General features: G+C 69.8%; 12 protein-coding genes. 10 read left to right on the top strand and 2 right to left on the bottom strand.

Annotation, left to right across the window (positions count from 1 at the left end):
- Positions 1 to 134: 134 nt before the first annotated feature.
- The 6 genes from LBW94_RS27840 (at position 135) to LBW94_RS27865 (ending at position 7,605) form a co-directional block, all read left to right on the top strand.
- Positions 135 to 1,100, top strand: coding sequence for a TauD/TfdA family dioxygenase (locus LBW94_RS27840; protein WP_266272258.1), 966 nt, complete (start codon positions 135 to 137; stop codon positions 1,098 to 1,100).
- Between the two features lie 13 nt (positions 1,101 to 1,113).
- A complete protein-coding gene (locus tag LBW94_RS27845) occupies positions 1,114 to 2,103 on the top strand; it encodes an ornithine cyclodeaminase family protein (protein WP_225060242.1) in 990 nt (329 codons plus the stop codon).
- Positions 2,094 to 3,977 carry a Y4yA family PLP-dependent enzyme gene (locus LBW94_RS27850; RefSeq protein ID WP_225060243.1) on the top strand — a complete coding sequence of 628 codons (1,884 nt, stop codon included), beginning with the start codon at positions 2,094 to 2,096 and terminating at the stop codon, positions 3,975 to 3,977. The genes LBW94_RS27845 and LBW94_RS27850 overlap by 10 nt, the downstream gene beginning before the upstream one ends.
- A 65-nt stretch (positions 3,978 to 4,042) precedes the next feature.
- Positions 4,043 to 5,071: a PLP-dependent cysteine synthase family protein gene (locus tag LBW94_RS27855; protein WP_225060244.1), complete on the top strand. Its 1,029-nt coding sequence runs from the start codon at positions 4,043 to 4,045 to the stop codon at positions 5,069 to 5,071.
- A gap of 28 nt (positions 5,072 to 5,099) precedes the next feature.
- On the top strand, positions 5,100 to 6,524 hold the full coding sequence (locus tag LBW94_RS27860; protein ID WP_225060245.1) for an MATE family efflux transporter: 1,425 nt from the start codon (positions 5,100 to 5,102) through the stop codon (positions 6,522 to 6,524).
- A 133-nt stretch (positions 6,525 to 6,657) separates the two neighbouring features.
- Entirely contained in the window at positions 6,658 to 7,605 is a 948-nt protein-coding gene (locus LBW94_RS27865) for a metallophosphoesterase (RefSeq protein ID WP_225060246.1), read from the top strand.
- Positions 7,606 to 7,682: 77 nt separating this feature from the next.
- Here LBW94_RS27865 and LBW94_RS27870 read toward each other — a convergent pair whose 3' ends face one another.
- The gene (locus LBW94_RS27870) at positions 7,683 to 9,125 is read right to left on the bottom strand and encodes a stealth family protein (RefSeq protein ID WP_416276960.1); all 1,443 of its coding nucleotides are present in this window, start codon (positions 9,123 to 9,125) and stop codon (positions 7,683 to 7,685) included.
- A 632-nt stretch (positions 9,126 to 9,757) separates the two neighbouring features.
- Between LBW94_RS27870 and LBW94_RS27875 the strand changes: the two genes are divergently transcribed.
- A complete protein-coding gene (locus LBW94_RS27875; protein ID WP_225060248.1) occupies positions 9,758 to 10,234 on the top strand; it encodes a hypothetical protein in 477 nt (158 codons plus the stop codon).
- A gap of 3 nt (positions 10,235 to 10,237) precedes the next feature.
- Positions 10,238 to 10,534 (top strand): MTH1187 family thiamine-binding protein, encoded by a 297-nt coding sequence (locus tag LBW94_RS27880; RefSeq protein WP_225060249.1) that lies wholly within the window; start codon positions 10,238 to 10,240, stop codon positions 10,532 to 10,534.
- 105 nt (positions 10,535 to 10,639) lie between these two features.
- Here LBW94_RS27880 and LBW94_RS27885 read toward each other — a convergent pair whose 3' ends face one another.
- Positions 10,640 to 11,602 (bottom strand): RNA polymerase subunit sigma-70, encoded by a 963-nt coding sequence (locus LBW94_RS27885; protein ID WP_225060250.1) that lies wholly within the window; start codon positions 11,600 to 11,602, stop codon positions 10,640 to 10,642.
- Positions 11,603 to 11,723: 121 nt separating this feature from the next.
- Here LBW94_RS27885 and LBW94_RS27890 point away from each other — a divergent pair, with 121 nt between their 5' ends.
- Positions 11,724 to 13,133: a DHA2 family efflux MFS transporter permease subunit gene (locus tag LBW94_RS27890; protein WP_225060251.1), complete on the top strand. Its 1,410-nt coding sequence runs from the start codon at positions 11,724 to 11,726 to the stop codon at positions 13,131 to 13,133.
- A 346-nt stretch (positions 13,134 to 13,479) separates the two neighbouring features.
- Positions 13,480 to 15,954, top strand: coding sequence for a hypothetical protein (locus LBW94_RS27895; RefSeq protein WP_225060252.1), 2,475 nt, complete (start codon positions 13,480 to 13,482; stop codon positions 15,952 to 15,954).
- The last annotated feature ends 44 nt before the right edge of the window (positions 15,955 to 15,998 follow it).

Genomic DNA, 15,998 nt, shown 5'->3' on the forward strand with positions numbered 1-15,998 from the left:
TGAAAAACGTTCTCCGCGAACGTGAGAACCACCACCGAGAAGCACCGGCCGAACTGGAACGCCGAAACTTATCCGATGCCGATGCGGTGGCGGTGCGCGACATCGCCGCCGAGATCGCCGTCACAATCGAAGATATGGCAGGAACGCGGGAACGGACCGCCGCGACACTCACCGACCCACACCTCATCGGTCTCGTCGACGCGCACGTGCGCGCGGTACCGGAGCGCGTCCGTGCGGCGCTGCGTCCCCCGGCCACCGCGACCGGCGTGGCGATCATCGATCGGCTGCCGCTGCGGGACGCGGAACTGGGCCCCACACCACGCGATTGGCGTCAAGCGGCCGCCTGGAGTGGCGACGCGCACCGGGGCCGGGCCTCGTTCCGGCTGGACCTCACGATGCTGCTGCTGGCCCGTTGCGCCGGCGCGCCGTTCGGGTGGCAGGGCCAGCAGAGCGGGCGACTGGTGAACAACATCGTCCCGTCCCCCGGCCACGAGCACGAGCAGTCCGGCGCCAGCAGCGTGACCCTGCTCGCGCCGCACACCGAGGACGCCTTCCACCCCGAGCGCGCCCACCTGCTGCTGCTGGGCTGCCTGCGCAATCCGGCGCTGGTGGGTACCACGGTGTCCTCGGTCTGCGAGGCGCGGCTGAGTCCGGAACACCGCCGCCGGCTGGCCGCCGCGGCGCTGCCCATCCTGCCCGACGTCTCCTACGGCGACGGCTTCGGCGACCACCCCACGCCCCCGATCGCCACCCTCGCGGCCGGCCCCACCCTGCGCTACGACCCGGCCTACACCCCCGTGCAGCGCGCCGACGCCGAATTCCGGGACGCCTACACACAATTGAGCACGGAACTGGAACGGGTGGCCCGCGTGGCGGTCCTGGAGCCGGGCCAGCTGCTCCTGGTCGACAACGATGTGGTGGTGCACGGCCGGGTGCCGTTCGCCCCGCGCTACGACGGCACCGATCGCTGGCTGAAGCGCGTGAATATCCGCCTACCACAACGACATCGGGCCGAATCCGGCGAATCCGGTTACGGCCAGCGGACGGTCGCCCCCTTCCGCACCGAAGTCCCCGCACCGCACGCCGTCCCGATCCAGTGAACCGAGGCACCCCGTGAACACCCGACCGACTCCACTCCGCGTCCTCTCCCGCAGCGACCTCGCCGACGTCCCCATCACTCCCGGCGATGTGAATCGCGCCGTCGAGGACGCGTATCTCGCACTGGCGTCCGGTGATTCGGACAATCCCCGCAAGCTCAGCGTCGCCCATCCGGACGGCTGGTCGGTGGCCTACGCCATGCTCGGCCGCGACGGCCGCCGCCGGGTGGTAGCGATGAAGACCTCCTACAAGTTCGATCCGGCCCACGACCGCAGCACCAAGCGTTACTACACCACCATCACGCTCTACGACGACACCACCGGCGTGCCGATCGCGATGATGGACTGTGCCCGGGTCGGCGCCCTGCGCACCCCCGCCGTCTCGGCGCTGCTGGTGCGCGAGACGATCCGCCCGGCCGCGCGCAGCGTGCTGCTGATCGGCACCGGCACCCAGGGCCGCAACGCGCTACCGCATCTGCTGGCGGCGAATCCGCAACTGAACCGGCTGATGGTGCACGGCACCCATCCCGACGGCCTGAAGGCGGTGTACGAGCAACTCGCCGTGTACCACCCGCACCTCGAACTGGAGACCGTGACCGATCCCTACGAGGCGGCCCGCACTGCCGACGTGGTGCTGGCCACCGCCGGCCCCGGCACCAAGGTCGCCGTCGAAACCCACGATCTCGCACCGGGTTCGGTAGCGGTGCTGGTCGGCTACGGGCTGGCGCCCTCGGCGCTGACCGGCGCCGATCGGGTGGTCGCCACCAGCGCCGAGCAGATGGCCCTGACCGGCACCGACATGGTGGACCGGGACGGCCGGCTGCGTCCGGTCGACGCCGAACTCCCGCAGATCCTGGGCCGCCGCGCGATCGGCCGCAGCTCCGACGACGAGCGGATCTTCGTCTACAACAGCGGCCTGGTCCTCACCGATATCGCCGTCGCCCATGCCCTCGCCGAGCGCGCCATCGCCGAGGGGCGGGGAACGGAGGTGTCTCTGTGGGACTGAGCGCCGTCGCCCAGTTCTCCCTGTGGGACGCCGAGGACCCGGCTCCCACACCCCCACCGGACATCGCTCCGGAACCGACCCCACCCACCCGCCCCCGCACCCGCCGCAAGCGCGCCGCCGCCGCGGACCGTGCGCCGGACGACGCTCCGGCGCCGGCCGCGGCGGAGCCGACCACGGCCCCGGCCGCCTCGACGGCGGACGCCGCCGCGGTGGCCCCGGCCGACAGCATTGCGGCCGAAGACGCGGAAGACACTGCCATGGCGAACGATTCACCGTCGATTCACTCCGGAACCGAACCATCGACTCTGGTGGACGCGGCGCCGACGACCGCGAGCACCGCTGCGGAGTCGGCTCCGACGGTTGCGGTCCTCGACCCCGGCGCCACGAACAACACCGCGGCGCGACGAGCAATCACACCGGCGGATGCCGGTGCGGCGGCGCCGGACCCGGAAGACACACCGGCCGCCGAGTCCGGGACCGATGCGGCGGCCTCGGCCGAGATCGACAGCGCCACCCCACGATTCGAGTCGCCCGAGCCGCGCGCAGAGTTCGGGGCCGCAGCCGCCTGGATCGCCGCGGCCCTGCCCGCGCATGCCGACGAGTGGGAGCGGCGGCTGCTCGACGATCGAGAGTTGCTGGGCGACATCGCCTTCGCGGTCGGCGGCCCCTTCCACGTGATGTATCCGGACCGGGTGGGCGGCAATATCGAGGCGTTCCGGCAGGCGTTCGCCGCTGCGGGGCTCGACGGGGCGATCTACTACGGGAAGAAGGCGAACAAGGCCGGGTGTGTGGTGCGGGCCTGCGCCGAGCACGGCGCCGGGGTCGACGTGGCCAGCACCGGGGAGCTGGTCGCGGCGCTGGCGCACGGGGTCCGGGGCGAGGATCTGATGGTGACCGGGCCCGCCAAGTCGGACCGGTTGCTGTGGCTGGCCGCCCGGCACGGCGCGCTGATCACGGTGGACGAGCCGGGCGAGCTGGATCGCCTGGTGGCCGCGGGCATCGCGGCCCGGGTGCTGCTGCGGGTGCGCCCGCCCGGATCGGACAGCCGGTTCGGGCTGACCGGCACGGAACTGAACCACGCGGTGGCCGGCAGCGACCTCGGGCCGGTTCGGTTGGCGGGGTTCAGCTTCCACCTGTCCGGCTACGAGCCGACACCGCGCGCCGAACTGGCCGCCGAACTGATCGAACGCTGCCTGTGGGCGCGTGATCACGGACATCAGGCGGCGATGATCTCGCTGGGCGGCGGATTCGGCGTGGACTATGTGCCCGCCCCGGCCTGGGACCGGTTCACCGCCGAGGCCGGGCCACAGTGGTTCCACGCCGGCAAACGGTTCGATTCCTATTATCCGTACCACTGCCCGACGCCGGGCGCGGCGATGCTCGCCACCGTGCTGGAGTACGCCGATCTCGCGAAAAATCTGCGGGACAACGGTATTCGACCCGCGATCGAGCCGGGGCGGGCGCTGCTGGATCGCGCCGGGAGTACCGTGTTCCGGGTGCAGGGCTCGAAAGTGCGTTCCGTGCACGATATCTCGTACCAACTGCTCACCGTCGACGGCACCAGTCTGAGCCTGTCGGAGCAGTGGTTCTCCAGTGAATACCTGCCCGATCCGGTGCTGTGGCCGACCCGGCCCGGCACCGTGACCGGGGCCTGTGTCGGCGCGGCCACCTGCCTGGAGTCCGACATGCTGAGCTGGCGGCGTATCCCGCTGCCCCGGCCGGCCACCGTGGGCGATCTGCTGGTGTATCCCAATACCGCCGGCTATCAGATGGATTCGAACGAATCCGCGTTCCACCAGTTACCGATCCCGCCCAAAGTGGTGCTGCACGAGGCGCCGGGCGGACGGCTGCGCTGGACGCTCGACGCCGGGTAGCCCACCGGCACCGGGGTATCTCCCGGAATTCCACCGACGAACGATCGAGATCGAGGAGACCAGTAATGCCGCTCGTCACACGTGTGACGGACCTGATCGGCGAGACCCCCCTGTTCGAGCTCGCCCGGACCGACTCCGGCACCCGGCTGTTGCTCAAACTGGAACATTTCAACCCGACCGGGACGGCCAAGATCCGGATGGCCCGGGAGATGGTGCTCGACGCCGAGCGCCGTGGTTTGCTCGGTAATGGCGGGCATATCATCGAATCGACGTCCGGCAACACCGGGCTGGGATTGGCGGTGGTCGCGGCCGAACGCGGCTACCGGTTCACCGCGGTCGTCGACCACCACGCCTGCAAGGACAAATTGCGCGCGATGCAAGCCATGGGCGCCGAGCTCGTCTACGTCGCCGACGACGGTGACGACACGCTGGCCACCTCGGCCCGCGAGGATCTGGCCGCCGCGATGGCGGCCGCCGACGCCGACGGATACTTCACCGAACAGCACAACAACGACGCCAACGCGGTCGGCTACTACGCCGTCGCCGAGGAATTGCTGAACGACCTCGGCCGGGTCGACATCCTGTTGTCGGCGGTCGGCACCGGTGGCTCGCTGTTCGGCACCGCGCGGCGGTTGCGCGAACTCGGCTGCCACCCGCGCGTGATCGGCGTCGAACCGGTGGGCTCGATCGCCTTCGGCGGGCCGGGCGGGCCGTATTGGCAGTCCGGCACCGGCACGCCGCCGGGCGCCACCGTCGGCACCGCCGTCGACTACACGCTGCTCGACGAGGGCCTGAAGGTCTCCGATGTGGCGGCGTTCGCGGCGGCCCGCGCGATCGCCCGGAAGATGGGGCTGCTGATCGGTGGATCGGCGGGCGGTTCGGTGTACGCGGCGCTGACCCGGCTGGCGGATTTCCCGCCGGGTTCGACGATCGTCACCATCGTGTGCGACGGTGGCGAGAAGTATCTCGACACCGTCTTCGACGACGACTGGATGAACGACCGCGATCTGCTCGACGACGCCACCGAACACGAGGTGGCCACGCTGCTGGACCGCTATGCGCCGGCGCACCGGGACCTGGTGGGGGCGCGATGAATCCGATCTGCGGCACGAGGCGGGCGCTATGACCATCGACGCGGACGAGCGGCCGGACGGGCGGCGGCTGACCGCCCTGGCCACGCCGATCGCGGCGACCCAGCTGGCCCAGGTCGCGGTGTCGACCACGAATATCGCGCTGATGGGCTCGCTGGGCATCGCCCAGGTGGCCGCGGGTGGGCTGGCGCTGACGCTGTTCAACCAGATCCGGACCATGTGCGTCGGGCTGATCACCGCGACCGGCAATCAGGTCGCCACCGCCGCGAGCCGCGCGGAACAGGCCGGGACCGGCGATCCGGCCGCAGACGACGGCAGCGACGAGATCCGGGACGTGGTCCGCGCCGGATTCCTGATCGCCACCGCCGCCGGAATCCTCGGCGCCCTGCTCCTGGTCACACTGGGCTGGGCGTTGCGGTGGCTCGGCCAGGACGCCGCCGTCCTCGCCGCGGCCCGCCCGATGCTGGTGGCACTGGCGCCCGGACTGCTGCCGTGCCTGTGGTTCCAGGTGATCCGGCAGTACACCGTCGGCATGCAGCGCCCGCAGGCCCTGCTGCTGGTGACACTCGGCTCGGTCGCGCTGAATGCCGTGCTGGCCCTCAGCCTGATGCACGGCTGGGCGGGGCTGCCGCAGCTCGGCCTGACCGGCGTCGGGGTCGCGAGCTCGCTGGTCTTCCTGATCACCTGCCTGGTGTTCTGGGTGATGGTCCGCCGCGATCCGGTGCTCAGCGCCACCCTGCCGCTCCGGATGTGGCCGGTGCAGACCGGGACCGTGACCGCCGAACTGCGCCTGGGCCTGCCCATCGCGCTGACCTACGGCTCCGAGGCGGGCATGTTCTCGGTGCTGGCACTGGTGATGGGCACGCTCGGGGCGGCCGCGCTGGCCGCGCACAATATCGTCTATCAGCTGGTCTACATCGTCTTCCAGGTCGCGATCGGGCTGTCGCACGGCGTCTCGATCCTGGTCAGCCGGGCCGTCGCCCGCGACGAGTACCGGCGCGCGCACGGGCTGGCCTGGCTGGCGCTGCGGCAGGCGGCGGCGGTCGCGGCGGTGGTCGGGGTGTGTTACGCGGTACTCCCCGACGCGGTGCTGCGCCCGTTCCTGACCAGCGACGATCGGTCGACGGTGGAGCTGGCGCACGGGTTGCTGCTGATCGCGATCGTGTTGCAGTTCTTCGACGCCGCGCAGAACATCGGCAACGGGCTGCTGCGCGGCGTGCAGGACACCCGGGCCGGATTCCGGCTGTCGCTGGTCGGCTACTGGGTTGTGGGATTGCCCACAGCACTGGTGCTCGCCCTGCCCGCCGGGCTCGGCGCCGCGGGCGTCTGGTGGGGCCTCACCGCCGGGCTGGCCGCGACAGCCACGCTGATGCTGCGCCGCTACTTCGCGCTGCTCCAGGATCGGGAACAGGCGCCGCCGCGGGTGCTGGCCGGTAGCTCGAGTGCGGGAGCGTGACCGGGACAGCGGCACCGAATCCTCACCGAGGTGTAAGCGCGTCGTCACCGGCCGTCGGCTCGGTACGAGATACGGCTTCGCTATCCTTTCCCCGGAGCCCGATAGCCAAGGCGTATACGCCGGGAGGAGTCCGGTGCAGATCAGCAGAGTCGCAGAGTACCCGCGACCGGACCACGTACTTCTGCATTTCAGCGATACCCACCTCGTCGCCGGAGACCGCGAACTCTACGGTGCGGTCGACTCCGAGCAGCGGCTGCGGCGGCTGCTGGAGCGCGCCCGGGGCACGCGGATCACGCCGACCGCGCTGGTGTTCACCGGCGATCTCACCGATCGCGGCGAGGCCGGCGCCTATGACAAGCTGCGCGCCCTGGTCGAGCCGGTCGCCGCGGCGCTCGGCGCCCCGGTGGTGTGGCTGAACGGCAATCACGACGACCGGGCCACGCTGCGCCGGCGCCTGCTCGACGAGGACGGTTCGGCCGACCCGCTGGATCGGGTGTACCTGTTCGACGGACTGCGGATCGTCACGCTGGACACCACGGTGCCCGGTGAGCACCACGGCGAGATCTCCGACGATCAGCTGGCGTGGCTGGGGTCGGTGCTGGCCGAACCGGCGCCGTTCGGGACGATCCTGGCCATGCACCACCCGCCGATTCCGTACATCCAGGATCTGGCGGTGACGGTGGAGTTGCGCGACCAGCGCCGGCTGGCGGATGTGCTGGACGGCACCGACGTCCGCAGCATCCTCTCCGGACATCTGCACTTCTCCACCACCGCCACCTTCGCCGGGATCCCGGTGTCGGTGGTGTCCTCGGCCGCCTACAGCCAGGACCCGGCGGTGCAGGTCGGCGGTCAGCGCGGCCGGGATGCCGTGCAGGCCTTCAACTTCGTGCACATCTACCCGGACACCGTGGTGCATTCGGTGGTGCCGATCGAGGAGGGCCCGACCGTCGGCCGCCCCGTCACCCCGGCGCAGACCGCCGAGGAACTCACCGCGGCCGGCATCGTGATCCCACCGGCCACCGGCATTCCGCACGTGGTGCAGCGGCGGGCGGGCAGTCACGACGGCGAGACCGTCTCCTAGCCCGGCGGGCACCGACAGGGTCGGCTCCCGCAACGCCGGGCCCGGCGAGCTGGACCGGGATCCGGCGGACGGGTTCGTCAGGCGGCGCCGGGTTCGAGGGCCAGCCGGTCCTCGCCGGTCGCACGCTCCCACGGCGCCGGTTCCGGGAAGTAGCCCTCGAGGAATTCCGAGACCGTCCGGACCCGCTCGGCCTCCGCGACCTCCGGGAAGCTGCCGTCGTTGAGGCAGAAGAAGTCGACGTTGCGGCGGCGGGCCAGGCCGTCCAGCAGGGCCAGCCCGGCGTGGCTGGTGGTCTGGACGTAGCGCATCTTCGCCGCCTCCTGCGGTACCGCGCGACCGGTGAACAGTGCGTAGTAGTGGTACAGCGAGTTGGTGACCGAGATGTCGGTGGCGGCCCGGAACCGGCTGGCCCGGGTGCGGGCGAAATCCTCCGGGAAGGTCTGCTCCATCTCCAGTAGCACGCTGCGCCGCAACGGCACCGGGGTGTGTTCCAGATGCCGGGTGAGCACATGACCGAAGCGCCGCGCCAGCAGTATCCGGTTCACCCGGGCCGCGTTCTCGAATCCGCTGCGCCGCTCGTTGTTTCCGCCCGGTCCGATGCGGGTGCCCGCCTCGACGAACCGGGTGATGCCGGCCGGGGTGAAGAACATCGACGGCCGCACCGGGCGGGCGAAGAACATGTCGTCGTTGGAGTACAGGAAATGCTCCGACAGCCCCTCGATGTGCTGCAACTGACATTCGACGGCATGCGAATTGAAGACCGGCAGCCCGCTGACATCCGAGAAGTGGTCCGCCGCACGAACGATCGTGACCTTCGGATCGTCGGCCAGCCAGTGCGGCACCCGCGAATCGGTGGCGATGAAGATGCGCCGGATCCAGGGCGCGTTGCGGTGCACCGACCGTAGCGCGTACTTCAGTTCGTCGATCTGCCGGATCCGGGCATCGGCGGCGTCGCCCTCGCCGACCACCACCTGTGCCATCATTCCCGCACGGCGAGTTCGGAATTCGGGATCGGAGCCGTCCACCCAGGAGTAGACGATGTCGATGTCGAACCCGACATCGGCGGGGTGCGCGTCGAACATGCCGGCCAGGGTGGGCCAGCCGGCGTCGAACGCCAGCACCGTGCCGTACTCGATATCGCCGAGGTCGAAGACGCTGCGGGTCAACGCATTCGGACGTGGGCACTCGACCGTGTCGCCGTGGTGCTCCCACAGCTCCAGCTCGACGTGGTGCCCCGGGTCGATATCGCGACCGAGCCGGAAGACGTTGTGCTGCAACTCGTTACATCTGAACCCGGACGTGATGGCCGCACCCAGCACCCGGCGCAGCGCCGTCCGGTGCGCGGCGTCGATCGCCAGCACCGGCCGCTGCTCGGCGTCCCGGACCAACAGGAACGGCACCTCCGTGGCGGTCAGTTCCGCTCGCAGCCAGCGCAGATCGTCGAGCACCGCCGCCGAGACCGCCAGATTGGCCGCGACCGCCGGGGTCGTACTCATCGCGTCGAATTCCACCATCACCATCTCTCCCGCATACGCGTGTGGCGGCGCTCCGCTGGGGGCGGAGCGCCGGAAACTACCGGGTCAGCGCGACCGGACGGGCCGCGCGGGGTGACTGTTCGGGAACGCCGCCCACAGTCGTTGTCGATCCGAGCGCTGCACGCCGGACGGTCGCCGATCGAATCGGAGCTCCATCAGTTCTCACCTCACTCGCGGCCGGACGCGCGTATGCGTCGACGGATCTTGCTGCTGTGCGATCGTCACCGCTCGCGGCGCGGGCTCGCGCGCTGGGCGTGTACGGTTCGCTTCACCGGACGGCCATCGGCCGGCTACCTGCCCGACCCTGAAAGGTCGAGGAACTGTTACGAATGATGCAACCGCCGGTACCCGTTCGTCAATCGCAACCGTCGCAGGTCCCACTGTATTTTCACAGTGGTAACGGAAGCATTCCGAACCGTCGGTAACATTCGATCATACACACTCCCCCAAGGTTAGGCTCACCAACCCTGTTACCATGCCGGCCGCATCCGGCACACAGGTTTCACCGGGCGATCTACGGTGTCCAACGCACATCTCGAGCACTCAAGTGGCGCAACGGTTTACACTGCTCGTACACGCGGTCCAGCCCGCCGCGCGAGTCGACTGTGAGGTGACGCATGGTAGCCGGTGCCCAGGAACGTCAACAGCCCTCGACAGCCCATCCCGAACTGGATGCCCTACCGCACTGGCCGCTGGACACCATCGGTGTGCTCATCACCACCGACCCCGGCCCGCACGCCATCCCGGTCTCCTGGCCGGTGCGCGCCGGAGATCGGCGAATCCTGTTGAGCCTCAAGTTCGATCGCGGCTCACTGGCCCGATTGCGCAGACGCCCGGACGTCGCGCTGCTGCTGCTCGCCGACGGCAACGTGGCGCTGTGCGCCCGCGGCCCGGCACATGTGATCGCCGATCCGATGCCCGGCGCCGAGGACTACGTGGCCGTCGCGATCGATGTGGATGTCATCGACGACCATCGGCAGTCCGCGTTCGCGGTCACCGGCGGGATCCGGCGGGCGGTCCTGGACGAATCGGAGTTGGACTATCTCCGCGCGCGCGTCGAGACGCTGGGCCGGCTGGCCGACGACGATAATTGACCGGTGATCGCAGCTTTCTCCGTGACCCCGCTCGGTGCGGGTGAAGAGGTGGGCCGGGCCGTCGCCGAGGCGGTCCGGGTGGTACGCGCCAGCGGCCTGCCCAACGAGACCAACGCCATGTTCACCTCGATCGAGGGCGAATGGGACGAGGTGATGGCAGTCATCAAACGGGCCACGGACGCGGTGATGGCCGTCGCGCCCCGATGCAGCCTGGTGATCAAGGCCGACATCCGCCCCGGCGTGCGGAACGGCCTGGTCAGCAAGGTCGAAAGCGTGGAACGGTACCTGGCCGAAGGGTAGCGCGACCGGTAGCACGCCGCACCCTCGGTCAGCGACGCCGACTGGAACGGCGCGGGTCGGCGGCCGCGCCCGGGCGACCGAACAGAGCCGCTGCGGGCCGGTCCCTCACAGCTCCATCGGCAACCCGAACATCGGGAACAGGCCGGGCGCGTGGAACAGGTCCATGCGCGCGACGCCGGCTCGGTCGAGGGTGAGCACGTGCAGGTTGGCCGCTTCGAAGCGCGGGCTGTCCCGGCGCCGGTAGAGCGCCACCGCCGGTCGGTCGTTGGCCCGGGTCGGCAGCACGCGGACAGCGTGTGCACGCGCGAACACCGAGGACATGAAGGCCAGGACGGCGGGCCGGCCCAGGAACCAGGCGGCGTACGGCGGCATCTGCAACTGGGCATCGTCGCGCAGGACCTGTTCCAGCGCACCGATGTCCAATTGCTCGAACGCGCGCACATACCGCGCCAGCAACTCGCGCTGCTCGGCATCCGACGGCTCCACCAGCGCCACACCGGACTGCTCGATCACCGCCACCCGCACCCGCGCCCGTTGCAGGGCGCTGTTCACCGCGGCGGCACTGGTGTCCAGCAGGGCCGCCACCTCGTCGGCGCGCAGCGCGAGCACGTCCCGCAGGATCAGCACCGCCCGCTGTAGCGGCGGAAGATGTTGCAGCGCAGCGATGAACGCGAGCCGGATACCGTCTCGGGCCGCCACCACCGCCGCCGGATCGCCGTCGCCCAGCAGCGCGTCCGGAAACGGTTCCAGCCAAGGCAGTTCCGGCTGCGGGGAATGCCGGCCGACCTCGGTGAGCGAACTCGGCGCCGACAGGTCCTCCGGAAGTGCCCGCCGCCGTGCGTTCTTCAGCTCGGTCAGGCAGACGTTGGTGGCGATGCGGAACAGCCAGGTGCGCACGGACGCGCGCTGCGGGTCGTAGCTGCCTGCGGCACGCCATGCCCGCAGCGCGATCTCCTGCACCAGATCCTCGGCATCGTGCAGCGAGCCGGTCATCCGGTAGCAGTAGCCGAGTAGCTCGGCGCGATGGGAGTCGGTGGCCGATACCACCTCCTCGACCGTGACGGTCATGCAGCCATGGTGCCACGACCCACCGACACCCGGAATCCGCTGCCGGTGCGGCGATGATTTTCCGCGACGCCGCGAGTACGTACCGGAGACAGTTGTTCCCGACCGAAAGGGCCTTCGCCCGATGACTCCCCGACAGCGCTGGACCCTCGCGCTGACCTCAGTCGCCTCACTCATGGTGGGGCTGGACGCGCTGGTGGTCGCCACCGCGCTCAACACCATCCGGACCCGGCTGCACGCGAGCATGGCCGAGCTGGAATGGACCGTCAACGCCTACTCGCTCGCCTTCGCGGTGCTGCTGCTCACCGCGGCCGTGATCGGCGACCGCCTCGGCCGGCGGCGGACGCTGGCCGCCGGCCTCACCGTGTTCACCCTGGCCTCGGCCGCGTGCGCGCTGGCGCCGGGCATCGGATTCCTGATCGCCGCCCGCGCGGTGCAGGGCGCCGGCTCGGCCATGGTGATGCCCGCCGCCATGGCCCTGATCGGGGCCGCTTTCGAGCCGCGGCAGCGCGGTGCGGCGATGGGCATCTTCGGCGGCATCACCGGCCTGGCCATCCTCGGCGGACCGGTGCTCGGCGGCGCCATCGTGCAGGGTGCGGCCTGGCAGTGGATCTTCTGGCTGAACGTACCGATCGGCGCGCTGCTGATCCCGGCGGTGCTGCGCCGGGTCGCCGAGAGTCACGGGCCGATCGCCGAACCGGACCTGCCCGGGCTGCTGCTGTCCGGCGCCGGGGTGCTCGCGGTGGTCTGGGGACTGGTGCGTGCCGGTGAAATCGGCTGGGGCGCAACCGAAACCATTTTCACACTGGTCGGCGGCGGGTTGCTGCTGGCGCTGTTCGCGGGCTGGGAGTTGCGCACCCCGGCACCGATGGTCCCGATGCGGATCTTCGCCGATCGGGTATTCAGCTCCGCCAACCTGGCCAGCCTGCTGCAAACCGCGTCGATCTTCGGCACGGCGTTCTTCTTCGCCCAATACCTGCAAGCGGGGCTGCACGAGGGGCCGCTGGATTCCGGACTGCGGCTGCTGCCCTGGACGGCCACGCTGTTCGTGGTGGCGCCGATCGCGGGCGCCCGGATCAATCGGATCGGGGAACGACCGCTGATCGTCGCCGGACTGCTGGGCCAGGCCCTCGGATTCGGCTGGATCGCCCTGGCCGCCGGCTCCGGCTACGCGGCGCTGATCGCGCCGATGGTGCTGGCGGGCGTGGGCGTCTCGGTCGCGATGCCGGCCGCGCAGAGTGCGGTGCTCGGCGCGGTGGCCCCGCAGGCCATCGGCACGGCCTCCGGGCTGTACAACACCGGCCGTCAACTCGGCGGCGCCCTCGGCATCGCGGTGGTGTCGGCGGTGTTCGCGGCCAACGGCAGTTACGCCTCCCCGGCCGCGGTGACCGACGGATTCCGGGCCGCGATCGCCGTCTCCGCGGCGCTGTCCGCCGCCGGGGCACTGGCGGGCCTCGCCGCCCGCCGCCGAATCACCGTCGCGCCGAGGGTGAATTCTGTTTCGGCGCCCGCACCGGACGTTACGACGGTATGAACCAGCGCAGGTGATCACGCCGGGAGCCCGTGCACCGGACCGACCTGCGTCGATCCGGCGGACGGCCGCTCCCGGCGGCCGATCCGGTCCGGCGCGCCCAGCGGATGGCAACGAACCCGAGGTGAACACGCGCGGGCTCCTCGGAGACGAAATACCAACGGGTTCCTTATTTTTCGCTGTGTGGTGTTCACTGACCGGAGCCCGGTAGTTCACGCCGCGCCCGTAGCGTTGAAGCGTCATTCCGGGGACTGTTGAGCAGCCCTGAGGAATACCCGCTTCGATGCTCGTACTTCCGGTGTCAGGTCCTGGTTCGGTGCGGGCGGAAACGAATCAGGTTGTCGCGGTGATGAACAGGAAAACGGATCTGTGGGATCCGTCGCGCCTGCTGTTGCCCGGAATGCTGCGGCGCGCTCGCGCCTGGGTTCTGGCGACGCGGCGACGGCGCTGGATGACCGGTCTGTCGGGCGGTTTCTTCGTATTGTTCGTGTTCCCAGGTCTATTGGGGACGGCAGCCGCCGCCGAGTCGAATGCCCGGACCGCGGGTTCGTCGGTCGGCAGCGCACTCGCCTGGACCAAGGTGGCCGATTCCTCCGGGGTGCAGGCCGCGAATTATCTGTTCGCCACCGATCACGGCAGCATTCTGCATCCGGGGAACACGGCACTGTCGATCGTGCTGGGCATGGAGTTCGCCGGCTGGAAGATCATCGTGATCACGGCCATCTGGCTGATGGGTTACGCGCTGAGTTTCGCGTGGCTGAACCTGATCTCGAAAGCGCTGCTGGCGGTCGGTCACAGCCTGACCGGCCAGATCGCCACACCCGCGATGCTGATCACCGCCGCGACCATCGGCGCCTTCTTCGTGGCCTGGTTCGTCATCCGCGGCTATGTCGCCAAGGCCACCATCCAGGCCGCCACCATGGTGATGGTCGGCGTACTCGGGCCGATATTCCTCGCCGAGCCGCTCGCGGATGTGCTGTCCTCCAACGGATTGGTGGCCCAGGGCCGGGACCTCGGAATCGAGGTGGCCGCCGGACTCAACGGCAATACCAGTGTCGATCCGACCAATATGGTCGCGACCATGCAGGCCACCCTCACCGACAATTTCGCGCGGCGGCCGTTGCAGGTGTGGAACTTCGGCCACGTGATCGACAACGAGTCCGGATGCAGGACCGCCTGGTCGGTGGGCGTGGCATCGGGCAGCGAGAACCAGGTGAAGTCGGGGATCGGCAACTGCGGGGACACCGCTGCCCGGGACACCATGAACAATCCGAGTTTCGAGCAGATCGCCACCGGCGTACTGCTGCTGCTCTCGGGGACGATTCTGCTGTTGTTCGGGGCGACCCTGGCGATCAAGGTGATCTGGGCCGCGCTGGACACCATCTACCACGGGCTGATGACGATATTCGGCTTCGCCGCAGGCGGTTTCGTCTACGGACCGACCCAGACCTTCCTCATCCGCAATGTGGTGGACGGCTTCGTGGCCGCCGCGCGGATGACGGCGTTCACCATATTCCTCGGTGTGTACGTGCTGATTCTGCGCGACCTGTTCGACGCCGCCGGGGATCAGGTCATGGTGGTGTTCGTGATCGGCGCCATCCTGGAGATCATCGCGATATTCCAGTTGAAACGGCTCAACAAGACCCTGCACAGCGGCAACGAGTGGATCGCGAACCGGTTCGCGCTGGCCGTGCAGGGCGCCGGCAAGGGCGGGTCCGGGGGCGGCGGCAGCGGCAGCGCACGGGCGATCGGCATGGGAACCGTGGGAGCGAACCATTCGCTCACCGCGACAATGCTGCCGATCTTCGCCGCCGCCAGCACCTTCGGCAATTCACCGATCACCGAATGGCTGGCGTTCGGCACCCGCAACCCGCTGCGGCCGCGGGCCCGGCTGGAGAAGGCGTCCCAGATCGGCCAGCAGGGTTTCTGGGCGGCCGACGGGGTCGGTGGCCCCGATGGGGACTACGCCATGTCGTATATGCATCGCCCGCTGTACTGGCGGGCCGCGCTGGCCGCGGTCGAGGGCCGCGGCGGCACCGCGGTTCTCGGCGGCCGGGCCGGGCGCAGGTCGTTGCTCGGCGCGTCCGTGTCGTTGCAGGGTCTGATGGACGTCGGCGGCAAGACCGCGGATGCCCGGGCCGCTCTCCTGAAGGCCGGATACAGCGATCCGACCATCACCAATGCGATCCGCGCATGGCAGATCGTCGAATCCGACGCCAGCGGCTGGACGCTGTCCAACAAGAATCTGGGGCATGTGGTCTCCGCGGTGCACCGCGTGAATTCCACCGCCTTGGATATGGTCGCCGGCGTCGGTGAGGCGCCCGACGCCGCGGCGGCGATCGCCACCTTGCAGGCCACGGCTTTCCGTTTCCACCGGACCTATCGCGGTGGTGTCACGCTCGACCACGGAAACGCCGCCGGACCGCAGAACGCGTGGGTCAACGACTACTTCAGCAATCCGACCTCGGCCAAGATCACAGAACTCGCGAAGGTTGCCAGTGGCACACCCGGCTCGGGGGCCCTGGCCGGCATCAGTCAGATCAATGCCACGCGCATGATGGACGCGATCGGTACCCGGCATGCGGACGAAATCCTGCAAGCCGTGAACCACTATGTGGCGAATCCGGAGGATCCGCAATTGCTGCGCGAGGCCAGGCGGGTCATCTCGTCGGCCACCGACACCGATCTGTGGGCCACCGGCACCAAGCGGACACCGTGGAACGCGCTGGTGCCGCCCGGCCAGCACTGGTCGGGCGACCCGGCCGTGATGAGTGCGTGGGCGGCCGCGCACGGGCCGGTCACCGCCGCACTCAACCACGGCTGACCGGAATCCGCGCGGGCATCGATCGGACCTCCGGACGCCGGACC

Source organism: Nocardia sp. alder85J (assembly GCF_020176955.2).
Lineage (GTDB): Bacteria > Actinomycetota > Actinomycetes > Mycobacteriales > Mycobacteriaceae > Nocardia.

What these genes read in the sequence shown, in the direction of transcription:
- LBW94_RS27840 (WP_266272258.1), top strand. Translation starts at nt 135, where the DNA reads ATGGCAGGAACGCGGGAACGGACCGCCGCGACACTCACCGACCCACAC.
- LBW94_RS27855 (WP_225060244.1), top strand. Translation starts at nt 4,043, where the DNA reads ATGCCGCTCGTCACACGTGTGACGGACCTGATCGGCGAGACCCCCCTG.
- LBW94_RS27860 (WP_225060245.1), top strand. Translation starts at nt 5,100, where the DNA reads ATGACCATCGACGCGGACGAGCGGCCGGACGGGCGGCGGCTGACCGCC.
- LBW94_RS27870 (WP_416276960.1), bottom strand. Translation starts at nt 9,125, where the DNA reads ATGGTGATGGTGGAATTCGACGCGATGAGTACGACCCCGGCGGTCGCG.
- LBW94_RS27875 (WP_225060248.1), top strand. Translation starts at nt 9,758, where the DNA reads ATGGTAGCCGGTGCCCAGGAACGTCAACAGCCCTCGACAGCCCATCCC.
- LBW94_RS27885 (WP_225060250.1), bottom strand. Translation starts at nt 11,602, where the DNA reads ATGACCGTCACGGTCGAGGAGGTGGTATCGGCCACCGACTCCCATCGC.
- LBW94_RS27890 (WP_225060251.1), top strand. Translation starts at nt 11,724, where the DNA reads ATGACTCCCCGACAGCGCTGGACCCTCGCGCTGACCTCAGTCGCCTCA.
- LBW94_RS27895 (WP_225060252.1), top strand. Translation starts at nt 13,480, where the DNA reads ATGAACAGGAAAACGGATCTGTGGGATCCGTCGCGCCTGCTGTTGCCC.